We start from the raw sequence: 20,605 nt of genomic DNA on the forward strand, positions 1-20,605 counted from the left end.
CTGAAGGTATCGATAGTTTCACTATCAGTATGAATTATGGATAGCTGTACTATCCATTGTCAAGAACCCGACCGAGCCCGAGGAGTCCGATGCGGATCGCCGAACTCAGCCGCGCCAGCGGCGTCCCTCCCGCGACGATCAAGTACTACGTGCGTGAGGGGCTCCTGCCCCCCGGCGTGCGCACCCATCGCAACCAGGCCGAATACAGCGACGCGCACGTCGGCAGGCTGCGGCTGATCCGGGCGCTGGTCGACATCGGCGGCGTATCCATCGACGCGGCGAAGGAACTGCTCGTGGCGCTCGACAGCGGCAGCCTGTCGGCGCGGGACTCCCTGGGGCACGTGCAATACGCCCTGGGCGGGCGTAGATCCCAGCTCGGCGGCGAGCAGCGGGAGACCGCCGCCGAGGACGTCGCGGCTCTGCTGGACCGGCGCGGCTGGCGCATCCACGACGACAGCCCGGCCCGCGCCACCCTCGTCGACGTCTGCGCCACCCTGCGCCTGCTGGGCTACGACGGCGTGGTCGCCGCGATGGACGACTACGCGGGCGCCAGCGAAACCATCGCCGCCACCGACATCGCCCTCGTGCGCAACGAGCCCGGCGTCGAGCGGATGACCGAAACCGCCATCGTGGGAACGATTCTGGGCGACACTCTGCTCGCCGCCTTGCGCAGACTGGCCCAGGAGCATCTCTCCAGCACCCTGTTGCCCCCGGATGACGAGGGCGCTCGCGCCTCCGGCGAGGTTTAGCCCGGCTCTCGCGCGGCATGCCGGGAAAAGGACCATCCCGACCGAAAGGAGAGCAGCTCATGACCGATCAGCTGGACGGGACGCGGGTGCTGATCATCACCTCGAATACGGGCGTGGAGCGGGACGAATTGCTGGTGCCGCGCGACGAACTGCGTAATCGCGGCGCGCGAGTGACCCATGCCGCGCCGAAGCGCGAAGAGGTGCAGACCTACCAGCACGACACCGAGAAGGACGCCACCGTGCAACCGGATACGTCGCTGCACGAGGTCTCCGCGGACGATTTCGACGTCCTCGTCGTACCCGGCGGCACGGTGAACGCGGACAAGCTGCGGGTGACCGACCGCGCGATCGAGCTCGCCAAGGAGTTCGCGGGCGCGGGCAAGCCGATCGCCGCGATCTGCCACGGCCCCTGGCTGCTCGTGAACGCCGAGCTGGTGTCCGGCAAGACCCTGACGTCGTACTTCTCGCTGCGGACCGACATCGTCAACGCCGGCGGCGACTGGGTGGACGAAGCGGCGGTCCGCTCCACCGAGGACGGGTGGACGCTGCTCACCTCGCGGAACCCCGGTGACCTTCCCGATTTCGTCCACGCCATCACGCGCGAGGTCGTGCCTGCCTCGCGGTGACCCGGCGACTTCGCCGGGCCTGCTGATTCAGTTGCCCGGCAGCGGTTCTCGCGGGTCGATCGCGATGCCCAGATCGCGGAGCCGGTTGTCGATGAGCAACCAGCATTCGGTGGTCAAACGATCGACGAGGGCGGTCTCGGTGGTGTCCTGGTGCTCGAGCCACCAGCGCACCGAGGCGTCGACCAAGCCGAGCAGCGCGACCACCACGCGGTCGGCGGCCAGCGGATCGGCCCCGAAGTCCGGCAGATAGCGCGCCGCCGCCGCGGAGATCTCGGCGGCGAAAGCGCTCCCGCCGACGCGCGGCTCGTTGCGGCCACGCCGGTAGTCGCGTCCGACCAGGAACCGATAGAGATTGGGATGTTCGGCGGCCCATCGCACGTGCTGGGCCAAGGGCGCGCGGATGATGTCCAGTGGCGTGCCGTCCACCGCCAGTCGCGCGCGGATCCGTTCGGTCAGATCGTGGTGCGCGTGCCTGGCGACCGCGAGGTCCAGTTCTTCCTTGCTGGCGAAGTGCCGGTAGACGTGCGTGCGGGCCAATCCGGCCCGGTCGGCGATCCGGCCGGTCAGCGCATGCGGGCCGTCCTCCTCGATCGCCGCGATCGCGGCTTGCACTATGGCGCGCCTGCGCTCGTCCCGGCCGGGCTTGGTGCTGGTGGCGCGGCGTGCGTCGGCGGTGTCCACCCAAGGTCGTCGTGCCACGGCGCTCAGCGTATCGGCCGGGCCGATCTGGTGGTACACCTTGTACCCGGCAGTCTCCTGGTACACACTGTACCCGTAACTGTCGGTATCAGACTTTCGCAAGGACACCCCCGATGACGACCTACCGGTCCGCCTGGCTCGACGATGACCTGGACGCCCTGCGCGAGCTCGCCCGCTCGTTCTTCGCGAAGGAGTTGACGCCGAACATCGACAAGTTCATCGAGCAGCACCACGTCGACCGCGAGTTCTGGAACAAGGCGGGCGCGCTCGGCCTGCTGTGCGCGTCGATCCCGGAGGAGTACGGCGGTGGCGGCGGTACCTTCGCGCACGAGGCCGTGCTCATCGAGGAGCAGGCCAAGGCGTTCGACACCTCCTGGGGCGCCACGCTGCACAGCGGGATCGTCGCGCACTACCTGCTGCACTACGGCACCGAAGAGCAGAAGCGGCAATGGCTGCCCAAGATGGCCAGTGGCGAGGTCGTCGGCGCGATCGCCATGACCGAGCCCGGCACGGGATCCGACCTGCAGAACGTGAAGACCAGGGCGATCCGCGAGGGCGACGAGTACGTGGTGAACGGCTCGAAGACCTTCATCACCAACGGCAGCCAGGCCGACCTCGTCATCGTCGTCGCCAAGACCGACACCAGCGAGGGCGCGAGCGGCATCTCGCTGATCCTGGTGGAGGCGGATCGGGCGGGCTTCCGGCGTGGCCGGGTGCTGGACAAGGTGGGCCAGAAAGGGCAGGACACTTCCGAACTGTTCTTCGAAGACGTCCGGGTCCCGGTCTCGAACCTGCTCGGAACCCAGGAAGGGCAGGGATTCGTCCAGCTGATGCAGCAGCTCCCGCAGGAGCGGCTGATCATCGCCGTCGGGTCGGTGGCCGGAATGGAAGCCGCGCTGGAGGTGACGCTGCGTTACACGAAGGAGCGCCACGCCTTCGGCAAGCCCCTGTTCGCGTTCCAGAACACCAAGTTCACCCTGGCGGAGGCGGCCACCGAGACCCGGGTGGCCCGCGTCTTCCTGGACGACTGCATCCTGCGGCATCTGCGCGGAGAACTGGACATCCCGACCGTCGCCATGGCCAAGTGGTGGACCACCGACCGTGCGATGTCGGTGGCCGACGAATGTCTCCAGCTGCACGGTGGCTACGGCTACATGACCGAATATCCGATCTCGCGGATGTGGACCGACAGCCGGGTGCAGAAGATCTACGGCGGCACCAACGAGATCATGAAGGAAATCATCGCCCGCAGCCTCTGACCCGCGGAGCCGACGGTGTTGGCAAAGCGCCAACACTCTGTCGGCGCGCGGACTCGAGGCTCTACGCTTCGGTGACGTCCACCGAGGTGGTCGTGGCAGAGACAACGAGGTGCCCGGCCACCTCCGGCGTGAAGGGACGGTTGCGATGAGCGACGTCGAGACTCCTCCGTTCAAGGACATCGTCAACGGAGCACTGGAATTCACCATCCCGATCGCGCACCAGATGGGTGTGCAGGCGGTGGAGGTGCGGCGCGGTTTCGCGGCGACCTCCGTGCCCGTCGAGGGCAACGGCAACCACTTCGGCGTGATGTACGCCGGTGTGCTGTTCACCGTCGCCGAGATCCTCGGCGGCGCGATCGCGGTCGCGACCTTCGACAACTCGGCGTTCTATCCGCTGGTGAAGGATCTGCGGATCTTCTTCCGCAAGCCGGCCAAGACCGACGTGCGGGCGGAGGCGTCGCTGCCCGACGAGGAGATCGCGCGCATCGCCGCGGAGGCCGGGGCGAACGGCAAAGCCGATTTCACGCTGCGGGCGGTGGTCACCGATGCCGACGGAGTGGTCGTGGCGGAGACCGAGGGTCTCTACCAGCTGCGGGCGCACGGGAAGTAGCCCGCTTCGGCGCTGGAGGTGGACGGTCGGCAGCGCGCCTCCGGACGCCGGGGCGGCGGTACCGAGCGAAGCGGCCCGGGCGAGCGCGGCAAGCGGTCCGGGCCGCATCGCCCCGTTACCGTGCCGAGATCGCGGATCGGGAGCGCGGCGGTCTCGGGGCGGGGCCAACCGGTATATCTACGGTGCGTAGTCAAGGTAACGACCCGGTAGCTGCGACGTGCTCGGGGGCGGGTGAGGGCGCTCGGATGCCTACTACCGCAAGTCGTGGACCTGCGGAAATGCGATCCGCTTCACCATTTCGCAGTGATCTCGGCCACATCACGGAGCCATAACAGCGGATCTGTATCGACTAATTTTCCGCACGCGACCAGGGTGGATGGCGAAGAGTCTCGACCAGGGGTTAAACCTGGTACCACGTTATTCGAACGTGATCTGCCGCGAAATCTCCGCTAACGTCGGTGACGGCTCGGGGCAACACCGAGATCGAGCTCGAATCGCAGAACGCCGGAAACCCTGTCCCGCGGTTCGAGTGTCCACAACCTTCCTGGGGACAGGGGCGCGGCGATATTCGCCGAGCCGGTGGGCGCAGGCGGGAAATCTCATGTCGCATAACCGTAAATTCACCACTCGTGTTCTCGGCTTCACCGCGGCCATCGGCGCTTTCGTCGCCGTGCCGTTCGGCCTGTCCACCGCCACCGCGTCGGCCCACAACTGGGACGCCGTCGCGCAGTGCGAGAGCAGCGGCAACTGGGGCACCGACACCGGTAACGGCTTCTCCGGCGGTCTGCAGTTCACCCAGAGCACCTGGGAGGCCAACGGTGGCTCCGGCAGCCCCTCCAACGCCAGCCGTGAAGAGCAGATCCGCGTCGCCGAGAACGTGCTCGCGACCCAGGGTCCGGGCGCCTGGCCCGTGTGCGGCGCGTACCTCTGACGCGTCACATCCTAAGCGCTACCGGCGCCTATCGCGAATCGCGGTAGGCGCCGGTGCTATTTTTCGGCGAATATACATATCTCCGAATATTCATTTATCCGCCCACTAGCAGCGGCAATCCGGAGTTCGATTACCTGTCCCGAATTTCGATTCACCGAACCCGGATTCGTCCCTCCGTTTCGGAGGACGGACCCGAGCCCGGTCGCTGTCAGGTAACGGTGCTCAGGTCCGACACAGTTGATCACCGGCGCGAGGCCACACGATGTTCGGTACCACGGCGTTACGGGACAACCGCGTGATCGCCAGGAACATCTCGGCGATGTCGCCCGGTGGTCAACATGGTGGACCGGTCGAGGACGCTCATCCGAGGCGTTCGATGATCGTCGCGTTGGCCAGGCCGCCCGCCTCGCACATCGTCTGCAGGCCGTAGCGGCCGCCGGTCTGCTCCAGATGGTTGACCAGCGTCGCCAGGATGCGGGTGCCGGATGCGCCCAGCGGGTGGCCGAGGGCGATAGCGCCGCCGCGCGGGTTCAGCTTCTCCGGATCGGCGTTCACTTCCTGCTGCCAGACCAGCGGTACGGGCGCGAACGCCTCGTTCACCTCGTAGGCGTCGATGTCTTCGATGCTCAGCCCGGCGCGGTCGAGCACCTTGCGAGTGGCGGGGATCACGGCCGTGAGCATGAGCAGGGGATCGTCGCCCACGACGGAGAAGGAGTGGAACCGAGCGCGCGGGCGCAGACCCAGCTTCGAGGCCGCCTCCTCGCTCATGATCAGCGCGGCCGAGGCTCCGTCGGTCAGTGGGGAGGAGTTGCCCGGAGTGATCGACCACTCGATCTCGGGGAAGCGCGCGGTGTACTGATCGTCGACGAAGGCGGGCCGCAGCTTCGCGAGGCTCTCGCCGGTGGTGGCGGGCCGGATGGTCTCGTCGGCCGTCAGTGTGCCCGCCGCGACCAGTTCGTTGTCGAAACCGCCCTGCGCCGCGGTCTCGGCGGCGAGCCGATGCGAGCGGGCCGCGAATTCGTCGAGAGCGGTGCGGTCGAACTTCCATCGGGCGGCGATCACCTCGGCCGCGATGCCCTGCTGGATGAGACCGTCCGGGTAACGGTGGGCGAGCGGGCCGCGGTTGGCGTCCTTGCCCTGGCCGTTGGAGAACATCGGCGCCCGGCTCATCGATTCGACACCGCACGCGATGGCGATGTCGTAGGCGCCCGCGATGACACCCTGCGCCGCGAAGTGCGCGGCCTGCTGGCTGGACCCGCACTGCCGGTCCACCGTGGTGGCGGGGATCGACTCGGGGAACCCGGCGGCCAGCGCGGCGGTCCTGCTGATGTTGAACGCCTGTTCCCCGCTCTGCGTGACGCATCCGCCGACCACGTCGTCCACGACGGCGGGATCGAGGTCGTTGCGGGCGACGAGTTCGGCGAGTACGCCCGCGAGCAGAGTGGCCGGATGCACCTCCGACAGGCCGCCGCCTGCCTTGCCCTTACCGGACGGTGTGCGGACGACATCGACGATGACGGCGGACCTCATAGCCCTCTCCGATCAGTTAAGTTAACTGTGATTCTCGATTAAGTTAACACAGATTCGCCGTAGTAAGCCATGCCTGGCGGGTGTCACGCCGATCCGGGCCGGCAACGCGGGCGGCTACCGCAGCCGGAGAACGCGGCGGTGGTGAGGTCTCGGCGAACTCGTCCAGCACACCCCGACTGCCGTCGCGGGTCGGACCGCGCCCGGCGTGCGCGCCTGGTCGATCGCGGCTTCGGCGGAGCGAATCGCGCGATCCGGACACACCCGCCGAACATGCTCGGCGGGCGTCAGACCGCGAACAAGCGCAGCATCGAGCGCGCCCCGCGCTGGAACTCGAAGCCCACCTCGGTGACTTCGGACCGTATCCCGTTGGCCCGCAATACTTGTCGGGAGCGAACCAGTAGGTCGTCCAGCCGTCCACCGGCATGGTCGACGAGAGGGAACACCCGCACCTCCCCGCGGCTCAACCTCACCAGCTCCCGCAGCGCGGCCACATGGAAGTCGAAGTCCAACCGGTCGGCGTAAGTGAACAGCAGGTGCGAGCTCAGCACCAGATCGAAGGCGCGATCGGGGAAGTCGAGCGCGGGCAGGACGCCGAAACGGTAGCGCGCCGGGTTGACGAGCAGATCATCGGCGAACCGGCCCGCGGCGGTCCTCCGCATGAGGCGATGGCCGTCGAGATCGCCGTAGAAATCCCAGACGTAGCCGTCGGCGGAGGCGGTCGTATGGGACGTGCTGTGGTCGAGTTCCGCTGCCGCCAAGGCGGTCAGTTCCACGGCGGGCAGGCGATAGACCGGATCGACCGCGACAACCCGTGCGCCGAGCGCGGCCGCCTCCGCCGCGAAACTGGCCGCGCCGCCGGGGCAATCGAGGATGTCGCCGCGCAAATCGTCGTCGGTGAGCGCGAACATGGCTCGGTACTCGTCCAGCGATCGACCGGTCAGCAAGTAGCCGCCCGCGTCGATCGAGTCGTGCTCGTCTCCCATGCGTCGGACGGTAGCCGCGACCGGCGAGCGGGGCCAGCGGGTTCGCTTCTTAGGGCTTTCCGTCGCCCGCCGGCCGGCCCGGGTACAGGCGCTGAATCGTCAGGGCGGCCGCCAGCAGGCGCGAGTCGTGTGGATCGGTGGGATCGGCGCCGGTGAGTTCGGCGATCCGGCGCAGGCGATAGCTGAACGTGTTGGGGTGCACGTGGATCCCGGCGGCCGCGGCTTTGCGGTCGGAGCCGTGGCGCAGGTGCGCGTCGAGCGCGTCGAGCAGGTGCGGGCTGTCCAGAATCGGGGCGATGCGCTCGGCCAGCCGCGCGCGAGCGGTGCCCGGCCTGGTGAGCTGGTACTCCAGCAGCAGGTCGTCGAGCTGGTAGACGCCCGCGGGCCTGCCGAGCAGCCGCGCGAGTTCGGCGAGGTCGGTGGCTTCCTTCGCGGTGTGCGCGATGGCGTCCTTCGGCACGGACGGATACTCGGCGAGGAACACCGGAACGCCGAAGCGTTCGGTCAGTTCCGTCGCCAGCCCCGTATAGCGCGTGTCGTCCGGCTCGGCGTCGCAACCGCTGGGCAGCAGGGCGATTCCGGTCCAGCCGTCGAAGGTGGCCAGCGCCGTGGTGCCCGCGAGAGCGTCCAGGGCGCGGTGCAGGAGGCGGATGCGGCGCCGCCCGACCAGCGTCGCGACGGTACTCGGCTGGTCGTCGTGCCGGACGTGGATCGCGAGCACCGTGTAGTGCTCGGCCAGGGTGGTGTCCGCCCGTGCGGCGAGCTCCGCGGCGGGCAGCCCGTGCAGCAGCGCCGAGCACAGCGCGCGGCGCGCTTCCCGTTCGGCGTTGTAGATGGACTGCTCGACCTCCGTGTAGGTCTCCACGACCGTGATGTTGATCTGCATGAGCAGGTCGAGCAGGCGGCTGCCGACCAGCACGAGATCGTCGAGTTCCTCGCGCGAGGCCAGCGCGGCGGCCTCCTGGAGCACCGACTGCGCGGAACCGTGCATCGCCTCGATCAACACGGGCAGCGGAAAACGGTCCTCGGCATGCCGCTCGGCCACCGGGGCGACGAACGTCGCGACCTCGGCCTTGGTGAAGCTGCGCTGTTCGGCGATCGCTTGGAGCACCGCGCGGCCGCACGCGTAGATCGCCGGGAGCACCTCGGCCGTGAAATGCCCTTCCGGCAGGTGGGCGGCAGGCAGGGTGGTGCCGAGACCCGCGGCCAGCATGCGCTCGGCGATCTGCGGCCAGCGGGTGAGCAACCGGGCGACGAGTGGGGCGTCTCCGGCCACCGGGGACAACACGACGGACATGGGCCGATTGTTTCCGACGACAGAAACCGCGGCAAGGTCGCGGACGCCGTCACGCGAATTTTGGCTCGGAAGCCAAAATTCCGGCTGAAATATTCTCCTCGAGGTGCAGTGACACCGGTGCGGCGAGCGCCCTACATTCGGAAAGCGGCTCGCGAATATGGCCCTGATCACATCTGTCTCCGAATGTGGCGCGGAAGACATTTCGTGGCGGTGCACGATTCACCGCCTGCCGCGTTCGTTCGGTGCGAATGGAAGTGAACTGGATGTTGGCAATGACGCACAACGCCCGGCGGGCGATTCTGGGAGCCGCGGTGATCGCGGGTATGGCGATGGCGACCGCACTCGGCGGCGGGGCGGCGCGGGCGGAGATCGAACCCACACCGCAGGCCCTCGCTGAATACATCAGCGCGGGCCTGACGCCCGCGCCGGACGGCAGGCAGCCGCGCGCGATCGTGGATACCGGCAGTTCGTCGGGGTGGGCGACCAGCGTCGCCTCCGACGCCTCCGGCGAAGGCCCGGAGATGTCGGCGTATCTGGCCGCCTTCGCCTACGGGCTGACCCACCCGGACGCGGCTCCGCCCGGCGCCAACCGCTGGAACTGCGCGCCGAGCGCCGAGCACCCGCGCCCGGTGGTGTTGCTGCACGGCACCTGGCTCAACGCCTACGACACCTTCGCCTCCCTGTCGCCGCGCCTGGCGCGCGCCGGATTCTGCGTGTTCGCCTTCAACTACGGGCGATCCGGTCTGCTGGAGGGCGGCGGGCTCGGACCGATCCTGCCGGGGCGCTTCGGCGTCGGGCCGATGGAGGACTCGGCGGCGCAGCTGCGGGACTTCGTGGATCGGGTACTGGCCGCGACGGGAGCGCAGGCCGTGGACATCGTCGGCCACTCCCAAGGCGGCACCATCGCCAACCATTACCTGAAATTCGAAGGCGGCCAGGGAAAAGTGGGTGAACTGGTGAGCTTGGGCGCCACCCATCACGGCACGTCGCTGCTCGGCATCGCGACACTCGGCCGGATCATCAACAACCTCGGCGTGAATATCCTCGGCTTCTACGAGCCGCTGGTCGGCATCGCCAATATCCAGCAGGCGGCGGGCTCGCCGTTCTACGCCGGCCTGAACGCGCAGGGCGACACGGTGCCCGGCGTCGCCTATACGTCCATCGGATCCCGGCACGACGAGATCACCAATCCCTATCAATGGACGTTCCTGCAGGCGGGTCCGGGCGCGACGGTGGACAACGTCACGCTGCAGGACGGGTGCGAACAGGATATGTCCGATCACCTCACGATGATGTATTCGCCGCGCGCGGCATCTATCGTGCTGCACGCACTGGACCCGGTCGCGCATCCGGCGCTGGAATGCAGCTTCAATCCGTGGATGATCGGCGGCAACGGCGGCTTCTGATCCGCGTTGTCACTGCATCGGCGAGAGAATCCGCGAGCGTCTAATTGGTGCCGGGGACAATTCTTTTCCGGCCACGACATTGGTTGGGTGGAATACGGGCAGCTCCCGCCGCACGGCGCGTTGCCCGTGATCACGGCCGTGCCGTCGGAAGGAAGAACCGGATGAGTGTGGAGCTCGAGTGGGACGGCGGTCCGATGCCGCTTGATCCGGACGCGTTCGCGCATCGGCCGGTGCTGCCGGACGACGATCCGTTCTACGTGCCGCCGCCCGCGGTCGGGCGATTGCGCCCCGGTGCGATCGTCCGCACGCGCACAGTGGAGATCGGATTCTTCGGGCTGGTGCCCCAGCGGATCTCGGCGTGGCAGTTGCTCTATCGCACCTGTGATCTGGACGGTGTGCCGGAGGTCGCGGTGACCACGGTGCTGCTGCCGTGGGGTGCGGATCCGGCCGAGCCGCGCCCGCTGGTCTCGTTCCAATGCGCGATCGACGCGGTCGCGTCGAAATGCTCTCCCTCCTACTCGCTGCGGCGCGGGGCGCGGGCCGCCGGCTCGATCCCACAGCTCGAGCTGCCGTTGATCGCCAGCGCCCTGACGCGGGGCTGGGCGGTGTCCGTGCCGGATCACGGCGGGACCGCGGGCCGGTTCGGGGTGGCCAGGGAGCCGGGTTATCGCGCGCTGGACGCGATCCGCGCCGCTCTCTCGTTCGGCCCGCTGGGACTGGAACCGGCCACGCCGGTGGGGCTGTGGGGATATTCGGGCGGGGGATTGGCCACCGCATGGGCAGCGGAGGCGGCCGCCGAGTACGCGCCCGAACTGAACGTCGTCGGCGCGGTCGCCGGTTCGCCGGTGGGTGATCCGGCCGCCGCGTTCGTCCGGCTCAACGGCACGTTGTTCGCGGGGTTCGCGGCCGTCTTCACCGCCGGACTGCGCCGCGGGTATCCGGACCTGGACCGCATGCTGCGCGCCCATCTGGACGCGCGGTATCTGGGCTGGCTGGCCGAGACCGAGACCACCGCGACGTTCCCGCTGCTGTATCGCTTCGCCCGGCGTGACATCGACAAGCACAGCGACGCGGGGCTCGCCGCCATGATCGCCCAGGACGGATTGCAGCGGATCCTGGACGACATCCACCCCGGCCGCCGCGCGCCCGCCATGCCCATGCTCGTGCTGCAAGGCGTGTACGACGAGGTGATCGCGGTGGCCGACGTGGACGGCCACGTCGCGCGCTATGTGGAAGCGGGTGCGCACGTGCGCTACCTGCGCGATCGGCTCAGCACCCATTTGCTGTTGCAGTTCCTGGCGCTGCCGGTCATGGTCGACTGGCTCGCCGGTCGCTTCAGCGGACGCGAATTGCCCGCGGCCGGTACGCAGACGCGGTGGTCGCTCGCCCTGGCCGGTCCGGCGTTGCGCGGACACCTGGGTTTCGCGGCCTTGCTCGTCCGCATGTGGCTCGGGAGGCCGATCCGCGCGCAGCGTCCGCCCGCGATGTCGCGGCCCCGCCCGCGCCGCCTGTCCATCCTTTCGGCCGCCCTCCGCAACCCCTTGTCCCGACCCTTGCTCTCGGGCCGCCGAGGTGCCGCCTGAGCTGGCCTGATCGCACCCCGTCCCGCGGTGCGGACGAGATTCGGGTGTCGCCTCACAAAGGTGTCCGTTTTGCTCTAGCGTGAGCACGGTTGGTGCCGAGAGGGGTCGTGGATGCGTAGCGGGATGTTGAGTGTGGCGCAATTGCGGGACCGGGTCGACACGGGTGAGATCGACACGGTGCTGGTCGCCATGACCGATATGCAGGGACGGCTGCAAGGGAAACGCTGCGCGGCACGATATTTCCTGGACGAAGTGGTGGAGCACGCCACCGAGGCGTGCGGCTACCTGCTCGCGGTGGACGTCGACATGACGACCGTCGACGGGTACGCGCTGTCCTCCTGGGAGACCGGGTACGGGGACGTCGTGCTGCGCCCGGACCTGCGCACCCTGCGGACGACGCCGTGGTGGCCGGGCACGGCGCTCGTGTTGTGCGACGTCGAGCACGTGGTGCCGGAGGGACGGCCCGTCGCGGCTTCGCCGCGCCAGGTGCTGCGCAGGCAGCTGGACCGGTTGGCCGAGCGCGGGCTGCGCGCGTTCGTCGGGACCGAACTGGAATTCCTGGTGTTCGACGACAGCTACGAGGCGGCCTGGAACGCCGGGTACCGCGCGCTGACACCGGCCAACCAGTACAACGTCGACTACTCGATGCTCGGCACCGGGCGGATCGAACCCTTGCTGCGCCGCATCCGCAAGGAGATGGACGGCGCGGGAATGTACGTCGAGTCGGCCAAGGGCGAGTGCAACCCCGGCCAGCACGAGATCGCGTTCCGGTACGACGAAGCGCTGGTCACCTGCGACAACCACAGCATCTACAAGACCGGCGCGAAGGAGATCGCGGCCCAGGACGGCCGCAGCCTCACGTTCATGGCGAAATACAATGAGCGCGAGGGCAATTCCTGCCACATCCACCTGAGCTTGCGCGGTGCCTCGGGGGAGCCGGTCTTCGCGGGCGACGGCGCGGACGGCATGTCGACGCTGATGCGGCACTTCATCGCGGGCCAGCTGGACTGCCTGCGCGAGTTCACCTACCTGCTGGCGCCGAATATCAACTCCTATAAGCGATTCGTCGCCGGAAGCTTCGCGCCGACCGCCATCGCGTGGGGCCGGGACAACCGGACCTGCGCCGTCCGCGTGGTCGGCGAGGAGCATTCGCTCCGGTTCGAGAACCGGGTGCCCGGCGGGGACGTGAACCCGTACCTGGCGGTGGCCGCCCTGATCGCGGCGGGACTGCACGGCATGGATCGCGGACTGCCGCTGGAGCCGGAATTCCACGGCAACGCCTACCGCTCCGAGCGCCCCCGGGTGCCGGGGACGCTGCGGGAGGCGGCCCAGCTGTTCGGCGACAGCGCGGTGGCCCGCGCGGCCTTCGGTGATGATGTAGTGGAGCATTACCGCAACGCGGCGCGGGTCGAGCTGGACGCTTACGACGCCGCGGTCACCGACTGGGAGCGTATCCGTGGTTTCGAACGACTCTGAGGTCGCGGGAGCTCGTCCCGTGATCGGCCTGCCCACCTATGTGGAACAGGTCCGCTTCAATGCCTGGGATCTACCGGGCGCGGTCCTCCCGCACGCCTATGTCGAGATGGTGGCGACCGCGGGCGCCATCCCGGTGTTGCTGCCACCCGCGGGCGTCGCGCGTGCCGAGCTGGTGCGGCGGCTCGACGGATTGGTGCTGACCGGCGGCGCGGACGTCGATCCCGCTCGCTACGGTGGCCCGTCGTCCGGGATACCCGGCTACACCCGGCCGGACCGGGACGAATCGGAGTTCGGACTGTTCGAGCTGGCCAGGGCGGCGGAGATGCCGATTCTCGCGGTGTGCCGGGGGCTGCAACTGGCGAATGTGGCGCTGGGCGGCACCCTGATCCCGCATCTGCCCGACGTCGTCGGTCACGAGGAGCACTCCGGCGTCGAGGGCGGATTCACCGCCACCCGGGTGCTGACGATCGCGGGCAGCCGCGTCGCGCGGCTGGCGGGGCCGGAGCTGAAAGTGCACTGCCACCATCACCAGGCCGTCGACCGGCTCGCCGAGGGCTTGGCCGCCACCGCGTACGCCGCCGACGGGACGATCGAGGCCGCGGAGACCACCGACGGGTCGTTCCTGGTCGGTGTGCAGTGGCATCCGGAGGCCGACGTGACCGATCGCCGGTTGATGCGGGCACTGGTCGCGGCGGCGGACACCTATCGAAGGGAGCGTGACCGGTGACGACAGCGCAGGTGGTCAACCCGGCGACCGAACAGGTGGTCACCACCGTCGAACTAGTCGGGGAAGCGGAGACCGACGCGGCCATCGCCCGCGCGCAGCATGCCTCGGCCGCTTGGCGCGAGGTGGCGCCGGGGGACCGGGCGCGATTGCTGCGCCGGTTCGCCGAGGCCGTCGAGTCGGACCTGGAGCACCTCGCCCTGCTCGAGGTCGCCAACGCCGGGCACACCATCGGCAACGCGCGCTGGGAGGCGGGCAACGTCCGCGACGTCCTGCACTACGCGGCCGGGATGCCGGAACGGCTGCTCGGAAGCCAGATTCCGGTCGCGGGCGGGGTCGACATCACCTTCCACGAGCCGCTCGGCGTCGTGGGGGTGATCGTGCCGTGGAACTTCCCGATGCCGATCGCCGCGTGGGGATTCGCGCCCGCGCTCGCCGCGGGCAACACGGTGGTGCTGAAGCCCGCCGAGCTCACCCCGATGACCGCTCTGCGGCTCGGTGAACTCGCGCTCGAGGCGGGCCTGCCCGAGGGCGTGTTCCAGGTGCTGCCCGGCAAAGGGTCGGTGGTGGGGCAGCGCTTCGTCACCCACCCCGCCGTCCGCAAGGTGGTGTTCACCGGTTCCACCGAGGTGGGCACACAGATCATGGCGGGCTGCGCGCGGCAGGTGAAGCGGGTGACGCTGGAGCTGGGCGGCAAGAGCGCGAACATCGTGTTCGCCGACGCCGACCTGGAGCAGGCGGCGGCCACCGCGCCCTACGGCGTCTTCGACAATGCCGGGCAGGACTGCTGCGCCCGCTCGCGAATCCTGGTGCAGCGCAGCGTGTTCGATCGATTCCTCGAGCTGCTCGAACCCGCGGTGCGCGGGGTGCGGGTGGGTGACCCGTCCGACGAATCCACCGAGATGGGTCCGCTCATCTCGGCGGCGCACCGGGAGCGGGTGGCCGCGTTCGTGCAGCCGTCGACCAAGGTGGCGTTCACCGGAAGCATGCCCGAGGGGCCCGGGTTCTGGTATCCCCCGACCGTGGTGCTGCCCGGCGCGCCCACCGACCGGGTGCTCACCGAGGAGGTGTTCGGCCCGGTGGTCGCCGTGCTGCCGTTCGACGACGAGGCCGACGCCCTGCGCATCGCCAATGACACGGAGTATGGCCTGTCCGGTTCGATCTGGACCCGGGATGTCGGCCGGGCGCTGCGCGTGGCCCGCGGAGTGGAGGCGGGCAACCTGTCGGTGAACTCGCATTCGTCCGTGCGGTATTGGACGCCGTTCGGCGGGTTCAAACAGTCCGGGCTGGGCCGCGAGCTCGGGCCGGACGCCGCGTCGGCCTTCACCGAGACCAAGAACGTCTTCCTCGCCACGTGACACCCGCACATCCGACAGGAGATACGTTGCAGCGCTTACAGGACCGAGTCGCCGTCGTCACCGGCGGCGGGAGCGGTATCGGTCTGGCCACGGTCCGTCGCTTCGCGGCGGAGGGGGCGAAGGTGGTGGTCGCGGACATCGACGCCGGAACCGGCCAGGCGGCGGCCGAGGAGGTCGGCGGGCGGTACGTCCAGGTGGACGTGACCGACGAAACCCAGGTCGAGGCCCTCTTCCAGACCGCGGTCGACACCTACGGCGGGCTGGACATCGCGTTCAACAACGCGGGCATCTCCCCTCCGGAGGACGATTCCATCCTGACCACCGGCATCGACGCGTGGCGGCGCGTCCAAGAGGTCAATCTGACGTCGGTGTACCTGTGCAGCAAGTACGCCATCGGGCACATGCTCGAGCGCGGCAAGGGGTCGGTGATCAACACCGCCTCGTTCGTCGCGGTGATGGGCGCCGCGACCTCGCAGATCTCCTACACCGCATCGAAGGGCGGTGTGCTGGCGATGAGCCGGGAACTCGGAGTGCAATTCGCCCGCAACGGCATTCGGGTGAACGCGCTGTGTCCAGGACCGGTCAACACGCCCCTGCTCCGGGAACTGTTCGCCAAGGATCCCGAACGCGCCGCGCGGCGGCTGGTGCACGTTCCGCTCGGCCGGTTCGCCGAGCCGGAGGAGATCGCCGCCGCCGTCGCCTTCCTCGCCAGCGACGATTCCTCGTTCATCACCGCGTCGCAGTTCCTCGTGGACGGTGGCATCGCGGGCGCGTATGTGACGCCGCTGTAGGACAGCGCGCTATTTCGGCGCTCCCAACCGGGCGCCGCCGTCGACGCGCACCACGATCCCTGTCGTGAACGAATTCGCCACCAGGAATTCGATCGCGTGGGCCACGTCGTCGGCGGTGCCGACGCGGCCCACCGGCGTGGCCGCGGCGATCGAGTCGAAGACCTCGGCGCGCGCGTCGTCGGGCAGGAAGCTCCACCAGTCGGTGTCGATCACGCCGGGGGACACCGCGTTCACCCGCAGGGGCGCCAGTTCGACGGCCAGCACCGGAACCATCGCCTCCACCGCGGAATTCACCGCGGCCAGCGCGGCGGTGGCGGGCATCGAACCGCCCGCCGAGGCCGCCGACACCAACGTGATCGAGCCTCCCACGGCCAGATGCGGCAGCGCCGCCTGCGTCGCGGCCGTGTGCGCGAGCAGCTTGCCCTCGACGTGCCCGCGCATGTGGTCGAGTGCCAGCTCGCGCAACGGCGTCGTGCCCGACGGCCCGGTGACGGTCACCACCACGTGATCGATCGGTCCCGTCGCGGCGAAGAACCGGGCCAGTTCGGCTTCATCCCGCGCGTCGACGGTCCGGCCGGTGACGTTCTCGCCGAGTTCGGCGAGCGCGGCCTCCAGCCGGCGCGCGTCGCGACCGCCGATGACCACGTCGTGCCCGTGGGCCGCGAGCCTGCGCGCGGTGGCCAGGCCGATGCCCGATGTCCCGCCGACGATGACGACTCGGTTGCGCACAACACCCTCCAGCGCTGGTCGGCCTGATGGCCGATGCGCAGCGCGATCCCGCGCTCTCGAAGCGATTGCAGGACACCGTGATCGGCCCGCGTCGTACCGTGTTGCGCGCACTGTTGCGGCGCGGCGTGGACAACGGTGAGTTCGCCGAGACGGTGCCCCTGGATCTCGTGGTGGATTTCGCGTTCGGGGCGATGTGGTATCGGCTGTTGAGTCGGCACGCGCCGGTCGACGGTGGACTGGCGCGCGAGGTCGCGGCCGGCATCGCCGCCATGCTCGGGCGGGGATGAAGCCCGCAGCCGGGAACGGGTTCCGGCGCCGTCGGCAGATGGTGTGACCGGCATCACAATTGGCTGTGTAGCGGCAGGTCAGCGTGGGCGCTTCGGCGCGTTCGTGAGCCCGTGACTGTTTGCCGGGGGCGAATCCTGGGTATCGGTCTGTTTCGTGCCACACCTTCGGTTGTCCGGACCAGAGGTGGAACGAACCGAGGTCCGTGTACGGACTGGAGAGGACGTGCACGTGACCGACCGAACATCGGAGAGTTTCCCGCTGCGTCGTTCCGTGGCAGCCTCCGCCATGGGCAACGCGACCGAATGGTTCGACTACGGTGTCTACGCCGCCACGGCGACGTACCTGACCGATGCCTTCTTCCCCGGGGAACTGGGCACGCTCGGCACCATGCTCGGCTTCGCCATCTCGTTCGTCCTCCGGCCGCTCGGCGGCATGGTGTGGGGTCCGCTCGGTGACCGGATCGGCCGCAAAGCCGTGCTCGCCACCACGATCCTGCTGATGGCCGCTGCCACCGGCGCCATCGGAGTGCTGCCCACCCACGCGTCAGTCGGTGTGCTCGCGCCGATCCTGCTCATCCTGCTGCGCGTAGTGCAGGGCTTCTCGACCGGTGGCGAATACGGCGGCGCCGCGACGTATCTCGCCGAATGCGCGAGCGACCGCAAACGCGGATTCCTCGGCAGCTTTTTGGAATTCGGCACCCTCGCCGGCTTCGTCGGCGGCTCCGCGACCGTGCTGGTCTGCCAGCTCGCGCTCGGTTCGGACGCCATGCACGACTGGGGCTGGCGCATCCCGTTCCTGATCGCCGTCCCGCTCGGTCTGACCGGCTGGTACCTGCGGGCCAGGCTGGACGAGAGCCCCGTGTTCACCGAAGTGGCCGAGCACAAGCGTCCGCCCGGCGGCCTGCGCGAAGTGCTGACCACCTACCGGCGTGAGACTCTCACGCTGGCCGGACTGGTGGTCGCGCTCAACGTGGTGAACTACACCCTGCTGACCTACCAGCCCACCTATCTGCAGAAGACCATCGGCATGGGCGAATCGGCCACCACCGCTATGATGCTGCTCGGTCAGTTGGTGATGATGCTGGTGCTGCCCTTCTTCGGCGGGCTGTCCGACAGCGTCGGCCGCCGCCCGATGTGGTTGTTCTCCCTGATTGGTCTGGCCGTGCTCGCGGTGCCCATGTACTGGCTGATGGGGCAGGGCACCGCCTGGGCGATCCTCGGCTTCATCGTGCTCGGGCTGCTGTACGTGCCGCAGCTGTCCACCATCAGCTCCACCTTCCCCGCGATCTTCCCGACCCACGTCCGGTACGCGGGCTTCGCGCTGGCCTACAACGTCTCCACCGCGATCTTCGGCGGCACCGCCCCGCTGATCAACGAGGCCGTCATCGAGGCCACCGGCTGGTCGCTGTTCCCCGCCGTCTACATGGTCGGCGCGTCCCTGATCGGCCTGTTCGCCTGGAACTACTTGCGCGAAACCGCAGGCACCTCCCTACGCGGCACCGAAGTCCCCGACGCGGGCGACCCCACCCCGGACGACCCTGCCCCGAACCCGGATCTACCCGCCCAACCGGCGTTCTGAGCCGCCGCCCCCCGACCGCGCCACCCGCCGTTCTGGGCCGGTGCGGCTGGAGATGTCGGCTACTGCGTCGCCGACCAGACGGTCACCGAGGCCGTGTAGGCGTGAATTGCGTTATTGACCGAGATGCCGGTGAGGAAAGCGGTGCGGCCTGCGGCGGTTTTGACGCAATAGGCGCTGTCTTTGGTGACCGGGAGGGTTTCGGCGCCCTGGGTGGCTACGAGGTCCGCGCACTGTTGCCGGGTGGGAGCGGCCTGGGTGGTCCACAGGGCGAGAGTGGGCTTTGTCGTGAAGAACCCGCCGCCGAGGCCGTAGAGGGTGGCCCCGGTGAACCCCCCGTGGGCCTCGCGATCGTAGCTGACCCATGCGCTGGCGCCACTGTTGCTGGACAGCACGCGCGGCGGGACGGAGTCCAAATCCAGGTAGGTCAGGTTCATCGTGCCGGTCCATCGGACGTCGTTCGGTGAAGCGGCCGGAGATGTCGTCGGTGCGGCAGAGGTAGCGCGCGACGGCGCGCGGTCGTCCGGACTGTCACTGCCGGTGGTCTGCTGAGCCGACGTCGAAGTCCGCGCGGCGGAGTCGTCGTCATCGGTGAACTTCTCCACCCCCAAGACGATCAACCCGGAAACGATCGGGAACAGCAGTGTGGTGAGGATCGTCCCGGAGTGCCGCCGAACCCAGCTCCTCCGCTCGGCGTGTTCCTGCTGCCGAGGTTGCTCTGTCTCACGTGTATCCGCGCCGGGCTCGTTGTCCCCCATGGAGCTGCCTCCTGTAGCCGCATCGGTTTCGAAAGCTCGACGCCCGCCTGATCTGGCCGATGGACGATGCCGTTGATCATGCTCGTGTGCCGACTTTCAGTTGTCAATGGCCGCAGAGCTTTCGATTCGCGCCAGCGCAGGGGGCGAGTACCTACCCGGCGGCGGGGTCGTCGTCTTCCGGCCAGCCGTCTTCGATGATCAGGTGGCCGTCTTGCAAGGCGGTCGTGTACTGGTCGGCCACCATGTCGGCGGGGTAGGTCGGCCAGTAGGAGATCGCGCCGGTGGGTTTGTCGATGACGCAGACGGAACCGCCGACAATCACCAGCGGGCTGTCCGGTTCGGCGTGCGGGGGGTGGGGGAAGGTGGCGACGGCGACGAAGCAGGTGTCGAATTCGGTGAGGCGGTAGGTGATTCCGCGATCGGTGTAGTCGCCGTTGGCGAGGTGGTGGTCGGCGATCCGGTGCGCCTCGGTCAGGTCCACCGGTGTGGTCGCCTCGGTCGGGTAGGCGTGGATGTCCATGTGTCGATGGCAGCCGGGGAGTGGCCGCCCGCTCCTTCCGGGTCTCTGGATAGCACGGTGGCGGCTCGGCGCAAGCCGGTTTCCGGTCAGTCGAACCGGATGGCGGACAACATCTTGCGGGCCAGGACCTCCGGATCGGAATCGGCGGCCAGTGATGAATTATGCAGTGCCCCTTCGCGCCACAGCGAAGCGAAACCGTGCACCAGCGACCATGCGGCGAGTTGGGTCGCCTGCTGCCGGTCGTGGCTGCGGCCCGGTTGGATGTCCGAGACGCCGGAGCGCAGCGCCGTCGCGGAACGTTCTCGCGCGGCGCGCAGCGCCGCGTCCTCCGCGTGCAAGAGGCTGTCGCGGAACATGACGTCGAAGTGCCCGGGATGCTCGCGGGCGAAGCGAATGTATGCCGCCGCGACTTCGCGGAAATCCTCGCCGGCTCGGGCGAGCTGCGCGGCCAGCAGTTCGAAACCCTCGGTGGCCAGCGCGGTGAGCAACCCCGCGCGGTCGCCGAAGTGGTGAGCGGGCGCGGCATGCGAGACGCCCGCGTGCCGCGCCAGGTTGCGCAGCGACAGCGCGTCGACGCCGTCGGCGGCGATCCGCTCGGCGGCCGCGTTCAGCAGTGCCGCGCGGAGATCTCCGTGGTGATAGCCGTCCTTCGCCATACCTCGATGGTGACCGAAGATCTAGACATTGACAAGTTTGGCACGCGGACCTAATCT

21 protein-coding genes are annotated in these 20,605 nt (G+C 68.8%); 13 read left to right on the forward strand and 8 right to left on the reverse strand.

Annotated features, from left to right (window positions below; all coding sequences use genetic code 11):
* The first annotated feature begins 89 nt into the window (after window positions 1–89).
* Window positions 90–749, forward strand: a complete 660-nt coding sequence (locus NNI01S_RS09015; protein WP_063019504.1) for a MerR family transcriptional regulator — start codon at window positions 90–92, stop codon at window positions 747–749.
* Window positions 750–808: 59 nt separating this feature from the next.
* A complete protein-coding gene (locus NNI01S_RS09020; protein WP_063019506.1) occupies window positions 809–1,375 on the forward strand; it encodes a type 1 glutamine amidotransferase domain-containing protein in 567 nt (188 codons plus the stop codon).
* Between the two features lie 27 nt (window positions 1,376–1,402).
* Here NNI01S_RS09020 and NNI01S_RS09025 read toward each other — a convergent pair whose 3' ends face one another.
* Window positions 1,403–2,074: a TetR/AcrR family transcriptional regulator gene (locus tag NNI01S_RS09025; protein ID WP_063019850.1), complete on the reverse strand. Its 672-nt coding sequence runs from the start codon at window positions 2,072–2,074 to the stop codon at window positions 1,403–1,405.
* A 113-nt stretch (window positions 2,075–2,187) separates the two neighbouring features.
* Between NNI01S_RS09025 and NNI01S_RS09030 the strand changes: the two genes are divergently transcribed.
* The 3 genes from NNI01S_RS09030 to NNI01S_RS09040 all read left to right on the forward strand — a co-directional run bounded on the left by NNI01S_RS09030 (window position 2,188) and on the right by NNI01S_RS09040 (window position 4,874).
* Window positions 2,188–3,333, forward strand: coding sequence for an acyl-CoA dehydrogenase family protein (locus NNI01S_RS09030; RefSeq protein WP_063019508.1), 1,146 nt, complete (start codon window positions 2,188–2,190; stop codon window positions 3,331–3,333).
* A gap of 145 nt (window positions 3,334–3,478) precedes the next feature.
* Window positions 3,479–3,943, forward strand: a complete 465-nt coding sequence (locus NNI01S_RS09035; protein WP_063019510.1) for a PaaI family thioesterase — start codon at window positions 3,479–3,481, stop codon at window positions 3,941–3,943.
* 601 nt (window positions 3,944–4,544) lie between these two features.
* On the forward strand, window positions 4,545–4,874 hold the full coding sequence (locus NNI01S_RS09040; protein ID WP_063019512.1) for a transglycosylase family protein: 330 nt from the start codon (window positions 4,545–4,547) through the stop codon (window positions 4,872–4,874).
* A 360-nt stretch (window positions 4,875–5,234) separates the two neighbouring features.
* Here the strand turns inward: NNI01S_RS09040 and NNI01S_RS09045 are convergent, their stop codons facing one another.
* From NNI01S_RS09045 to NNI01S_RS09055, 3 genes are all read right to left on the reverse strand, one after another.
* Window positions 5,235–6,404 carry a thiolase family protein gene (locus NNI01S_RS09045; RefSeq protein ID WP_063019514.1) on the reverse strand — a complete coding sequence of 390 codons (1,170 nt, stop codon included), beginning with the start codon at window positions 6,402–6,404 and terminating at the stop codon, window positions 5,235–5,237.
* 284 nt (window positions 6,405–6,688) lie between these two features.
* Window positions 6,689–7,387: a hypothetical protein gene (locus NNI01S_RS09050; RefSeq protein ID WP_063019515.1), complete on the reverse strand. Its 699-nt coding sequence runs from the start codon at window positions 7,385–7,387 to the stop codon at window positions 6,689–6,691.
* Window positions 7,388–7,436: 49 nt separating this feature from the next.
* The gene (locus NNI01S_RS09055; RefSeq protein WP_063019517.1) at window positions 7,437–8,684 is read right to left on the reverse strand and encodes a PucR family transcriptional regulator; all 1,248 of its coding nucleotides are present in this window, start codon (window positions 8,682–8,684) and stop codon (window positions 7,437–7,439) included.
* Window positions 8,685–8,956: 272 nt separating this feature from the next.
* On the opposite strand from NNI01S_RS09055, the gene NNI01S_RS09060 reads away from it, so the two are divergent.
* The 6 genes from NNI01S_RS09060 (at window position 8,957) to NNI01S_RS09085 (ending at window position 16,022) form a co-directional block, all read left to right on the forward strand.
* The gene (locus tag NNI01S_RS09060; protein ID WP_063019851.1) at window positions 8,957–10,090 is read left to right on the forward strand and encodes an esterase/lipase family protein; all 1,134 of its coding nucleotides are present in this window, start codon (window positions 8,957–8,959) and stop codon (window positions 10,088–10,090) included.
* A 161-nt stretch (window positions 10,091–10,251) separates the two neighbouring features.
* Complete coding sequence (locus tag NNI01S_RS09065) at window positions 10,252–11,673, forward strand: lipase family protein (protein ID WP_084488658.1); 1,422 nt, start codon at window positions 10,252–10,254, stop codon at window positions 11,671–11,673.
* Between the two features lie 111 nt (window positions 11,674–11,784).
* Window positions 11,785–13,149, forward strand: coding sequence for a glutamine synthetase family protein (locus NNI01S_RS09070; RefSeq protein WP_084488659.1), 1,365 nt, complete (start codon window positions 11,785–11,787; stop codon window positions 13,147–13,149).
* Window positions 13,130–13,876 (forward strand): gamma-glutamyl-gamma-aminobutyrate hydrolase family protein, encoded by a 747-nt coding sequence (locus tag NNI01S_RS09075; protein ID WP_063019521.1) that lies wholly within the window; start codon window positions 13,130–13,132, stop codon window positions 13,874–13,876. Before NNI01S_RS09070 ends, NNI01S_RS09075 begins: the two co-directional genes overlap by 20 nt.
* Window positions 13,873–15,231, forward strand: coding sequence for an aldehyde dehydrogenase family protein (locus tag NNI01S_RS09080; protein ID WP_063019522.1), 1,359 nt, complete (start codon window positions 13,873–13,875; stop codon window positions 15,229–15,231). Before NNI01S_RS09075 ends, NNI01S_RS09080 begins: the two co-directional genes overlap by 4 nt.
* Window positions 15,228–16,022, forward strand: a complete 795-nt coding sequence (locus NNI01S_RS09085; protein ID WP_435825022.1) for a 3-oxoacyl-ACP reductase — start codon at window positions 15,228–15,230, stop codon at window positions 16,020–16,022. Before NNI01S_RS09080 ends, NNI01S_RS09085 begins: the two co-directional genes overlap by 4 nt.
* 9 nt (window positions 16,023–16,031) lie before the next feature.
* On the opposite strand, the gene NNI01S_RS09090 is transcribed toward NNI01S_RS09085, so the two are convergent.
* Window positions 16,032–16,751, reverse strand: coding sequence for an SDR family oxidoreductase (locus NNI01S_RS09090; protein ID WP_063019526.1), 720 nt, complete (start codon window positions 16,749–16,751; stop codon window positions 16,032–16,034).
* A gap of 14 nt (window positions 16,752–16,765) precedes the next feature.
* On the opposite strand from NNI01S_RS09090, the gene NNI01S_RS09095 reads away from it, so the two are divergent.
* Both NNI01S_RS09095 and NNI01S_RS09100 read left to right on the forward strand, forming a co-directional pair.
* Window positions 16,766–17,038 (forward strand): TetR-like C-terminal domain-containing protein, encoded by a 273-nt coding sequence (locus NNI01S_RS09095; RefSeq protein ID WP_281180613.1) that lies wholly within the window; start codon window positions 16,766–16,768, stop codon window positions 17,036–17,038.
* Between the two features lie 286 nt (window positions 17,039–17,324).
* Window positions 17,325–18,617: an MFS transporter gene (locus NNI01S_RS09100; protein WP_063019852.1), complete on the forward strand. Its 1,293-nt coding sequence runs from the start codon at window positions 17,325–17,327 to the stop codon at window positions 18,615–18,617.
* 59 nt (window positions 18,618–18,676) lie between these two features.
* Here NNI01S_RS09100 and NNI01S_RS09105 read toward each other — a convergent pair whose 3' ends face one another.
* The 3 genes from NNI01S_RS09105 to NNI01S_RS09115 all read right to left on the reverse strand — a co-directional run bounded on the left by NNI01S_RS09105 (window position 18,677) and on the right by NNI01S_RS09115 (window position 20,548).
* Window positions 18,677–19,219, reverse strand: coding sequence for a hypothetical protein (locus NNI01S_RS09105; RefSeq protein ID WP_157114669.1), 543 nt, complete (start codon window positions 19,217–19,219; stop codon window positions 18,677–18,679).
* A gap of 304 nt (window positions 19,220–19,523) precedes the next feature.
* Window positions 19,524–19,892 carry an SUKH-4 family immunity protein gene (locus tag NNI01S_RS09110; protein WP_063019530.1) on the reverse strand — a complete coding sequence of 123 codons (369 nt, stop codon included), beginning with the start codon at window positions 19,890–19,892 and terminating at the stop codon, window positions 19,524–19,526.
* Window positions 19,893–19,978: 86 nt separating this feature from the next.
* On the reverse strand, window positions 19,979–20,548 hold the full coding sequence (locus NNI01S_RS09115) for a TetR/AcrR family transcriptional regulator (protein ID WP_063019532.1): 570 nt from the start codon (window positions 20,546–20,548) through the stop codon (window positions 19,979–19,981).
* Window positions 20,549–20,605: the final 57 nt, after the last annotated feature.

This window comes from Nocardia niwae NBRC 108934 = DSM 45340 (genome assembly GCF_001613465.1).
Lineage (GTDB): Bacteria > Actinomycetota > Actinomycetes > Mycobacteriales > Mycobacteriaceae > Nocardia > Nocardia niwae.

Bases quoted from the DNA above. Each gene is read 5' to 3' on its own strand.
- NNI01S_RS09015 (WP_063019504.1), top strand. From the start codon at position 90: ATGCGGATCGCCGAACTCAGCCGCGCCAGCGGCGTCCCTCCCGCGACG.
- NNI01S_RS09020 (WP_063019506.1), top strand. From the start codon at position 809: ATGACCGATCAGCTGGACGGGACGCGGGTGCTGATCATCACCTCGAAT.
- NNI01S_RS09030 (WP_063019508.1), top strand. From the start codon at position 2,188: ATGACGACCTACCGGTCCGCCTGGCTCGACGATGACCTGGACGCCCTG.
- NNI01S_RS09035 (WP_063019510.1), top strand. From the start codon at position 3,479: ATGAGCGACGTCGAGACTCCTCCGTTCAAGGACATCGTCAACGGAGCA.
- NNI01S_RS09040 (WP_063019512.1), top strand. From the start codon at position 4,545: ATGTCGCATAACCGTAAATTCACCACTCGTGTTCTCGGCTTCACCGCG.
- NNI01S_RS09045 (WP_063019514.1), bottom strand. From the start codon at position 6,404: ATGAGGTCCGCCGTCATCGTCGATGTCGTCCGCACACCGTCCGGTAAG.
- NNI01S_RS09050 (WP_063019515.1), bottom strand. From the start codon at position 7,387: ATGGGAGACGAGCACGACTCGATCGACGCGGGCGGCTACTTGCTGACC.
- NNI01S_RS09055 (WP_063019517.1), bottom strand. From the start codon at position 8,684: ATGTCCGTCGTGTTGTCCCCGGTGGCCGGAGACGCCCCACTCGTCGCC.
- NNI01S_RS09060 (WP_063019851.1), top strand. From the start codon at position 8,957: ATGACGCACAACGCCCGGCGGGCGATTCTGGGAGCCGCGGTGATCGCG.
- NNI01S_RS09065 (WP_084488658.1), top strand. From the start codon at position 10,252: ATGAGTGTGGAGCTCGAGTGGGACGGCGGTCCGATGCCGCTTGATCCG.
- NNI01S_RS09070 (WP_084488659.1), top strand. From the start codon at position 11,785: ATGCGTAGCGGGATGTTGAGTGTGGCGCAATTGCGGGACCGGGTCGAC.
- NNI01S_RS09100 (WP_063019852.1), top strand. From the start codon at position 17,325: ATGGGCAACGCGACCGAATGGTTCGACTACGGTGTCTACGCCGCCACG.
- NNI01S_RS09110 (WP_063019530.1), bottom strand. From the start codon at position 19,892: ATGGACATCCACGCCTACCCGACCGAGGCGACCACACCGGTGGACCTG.
- NNI01S_RS09115 (WP_063019532.1), bottom strand. From the start codon at position 20,548: ATGGCGAAGGACGGCTATCACCACGGAGATCTCCGCGCGGCACTGCTG.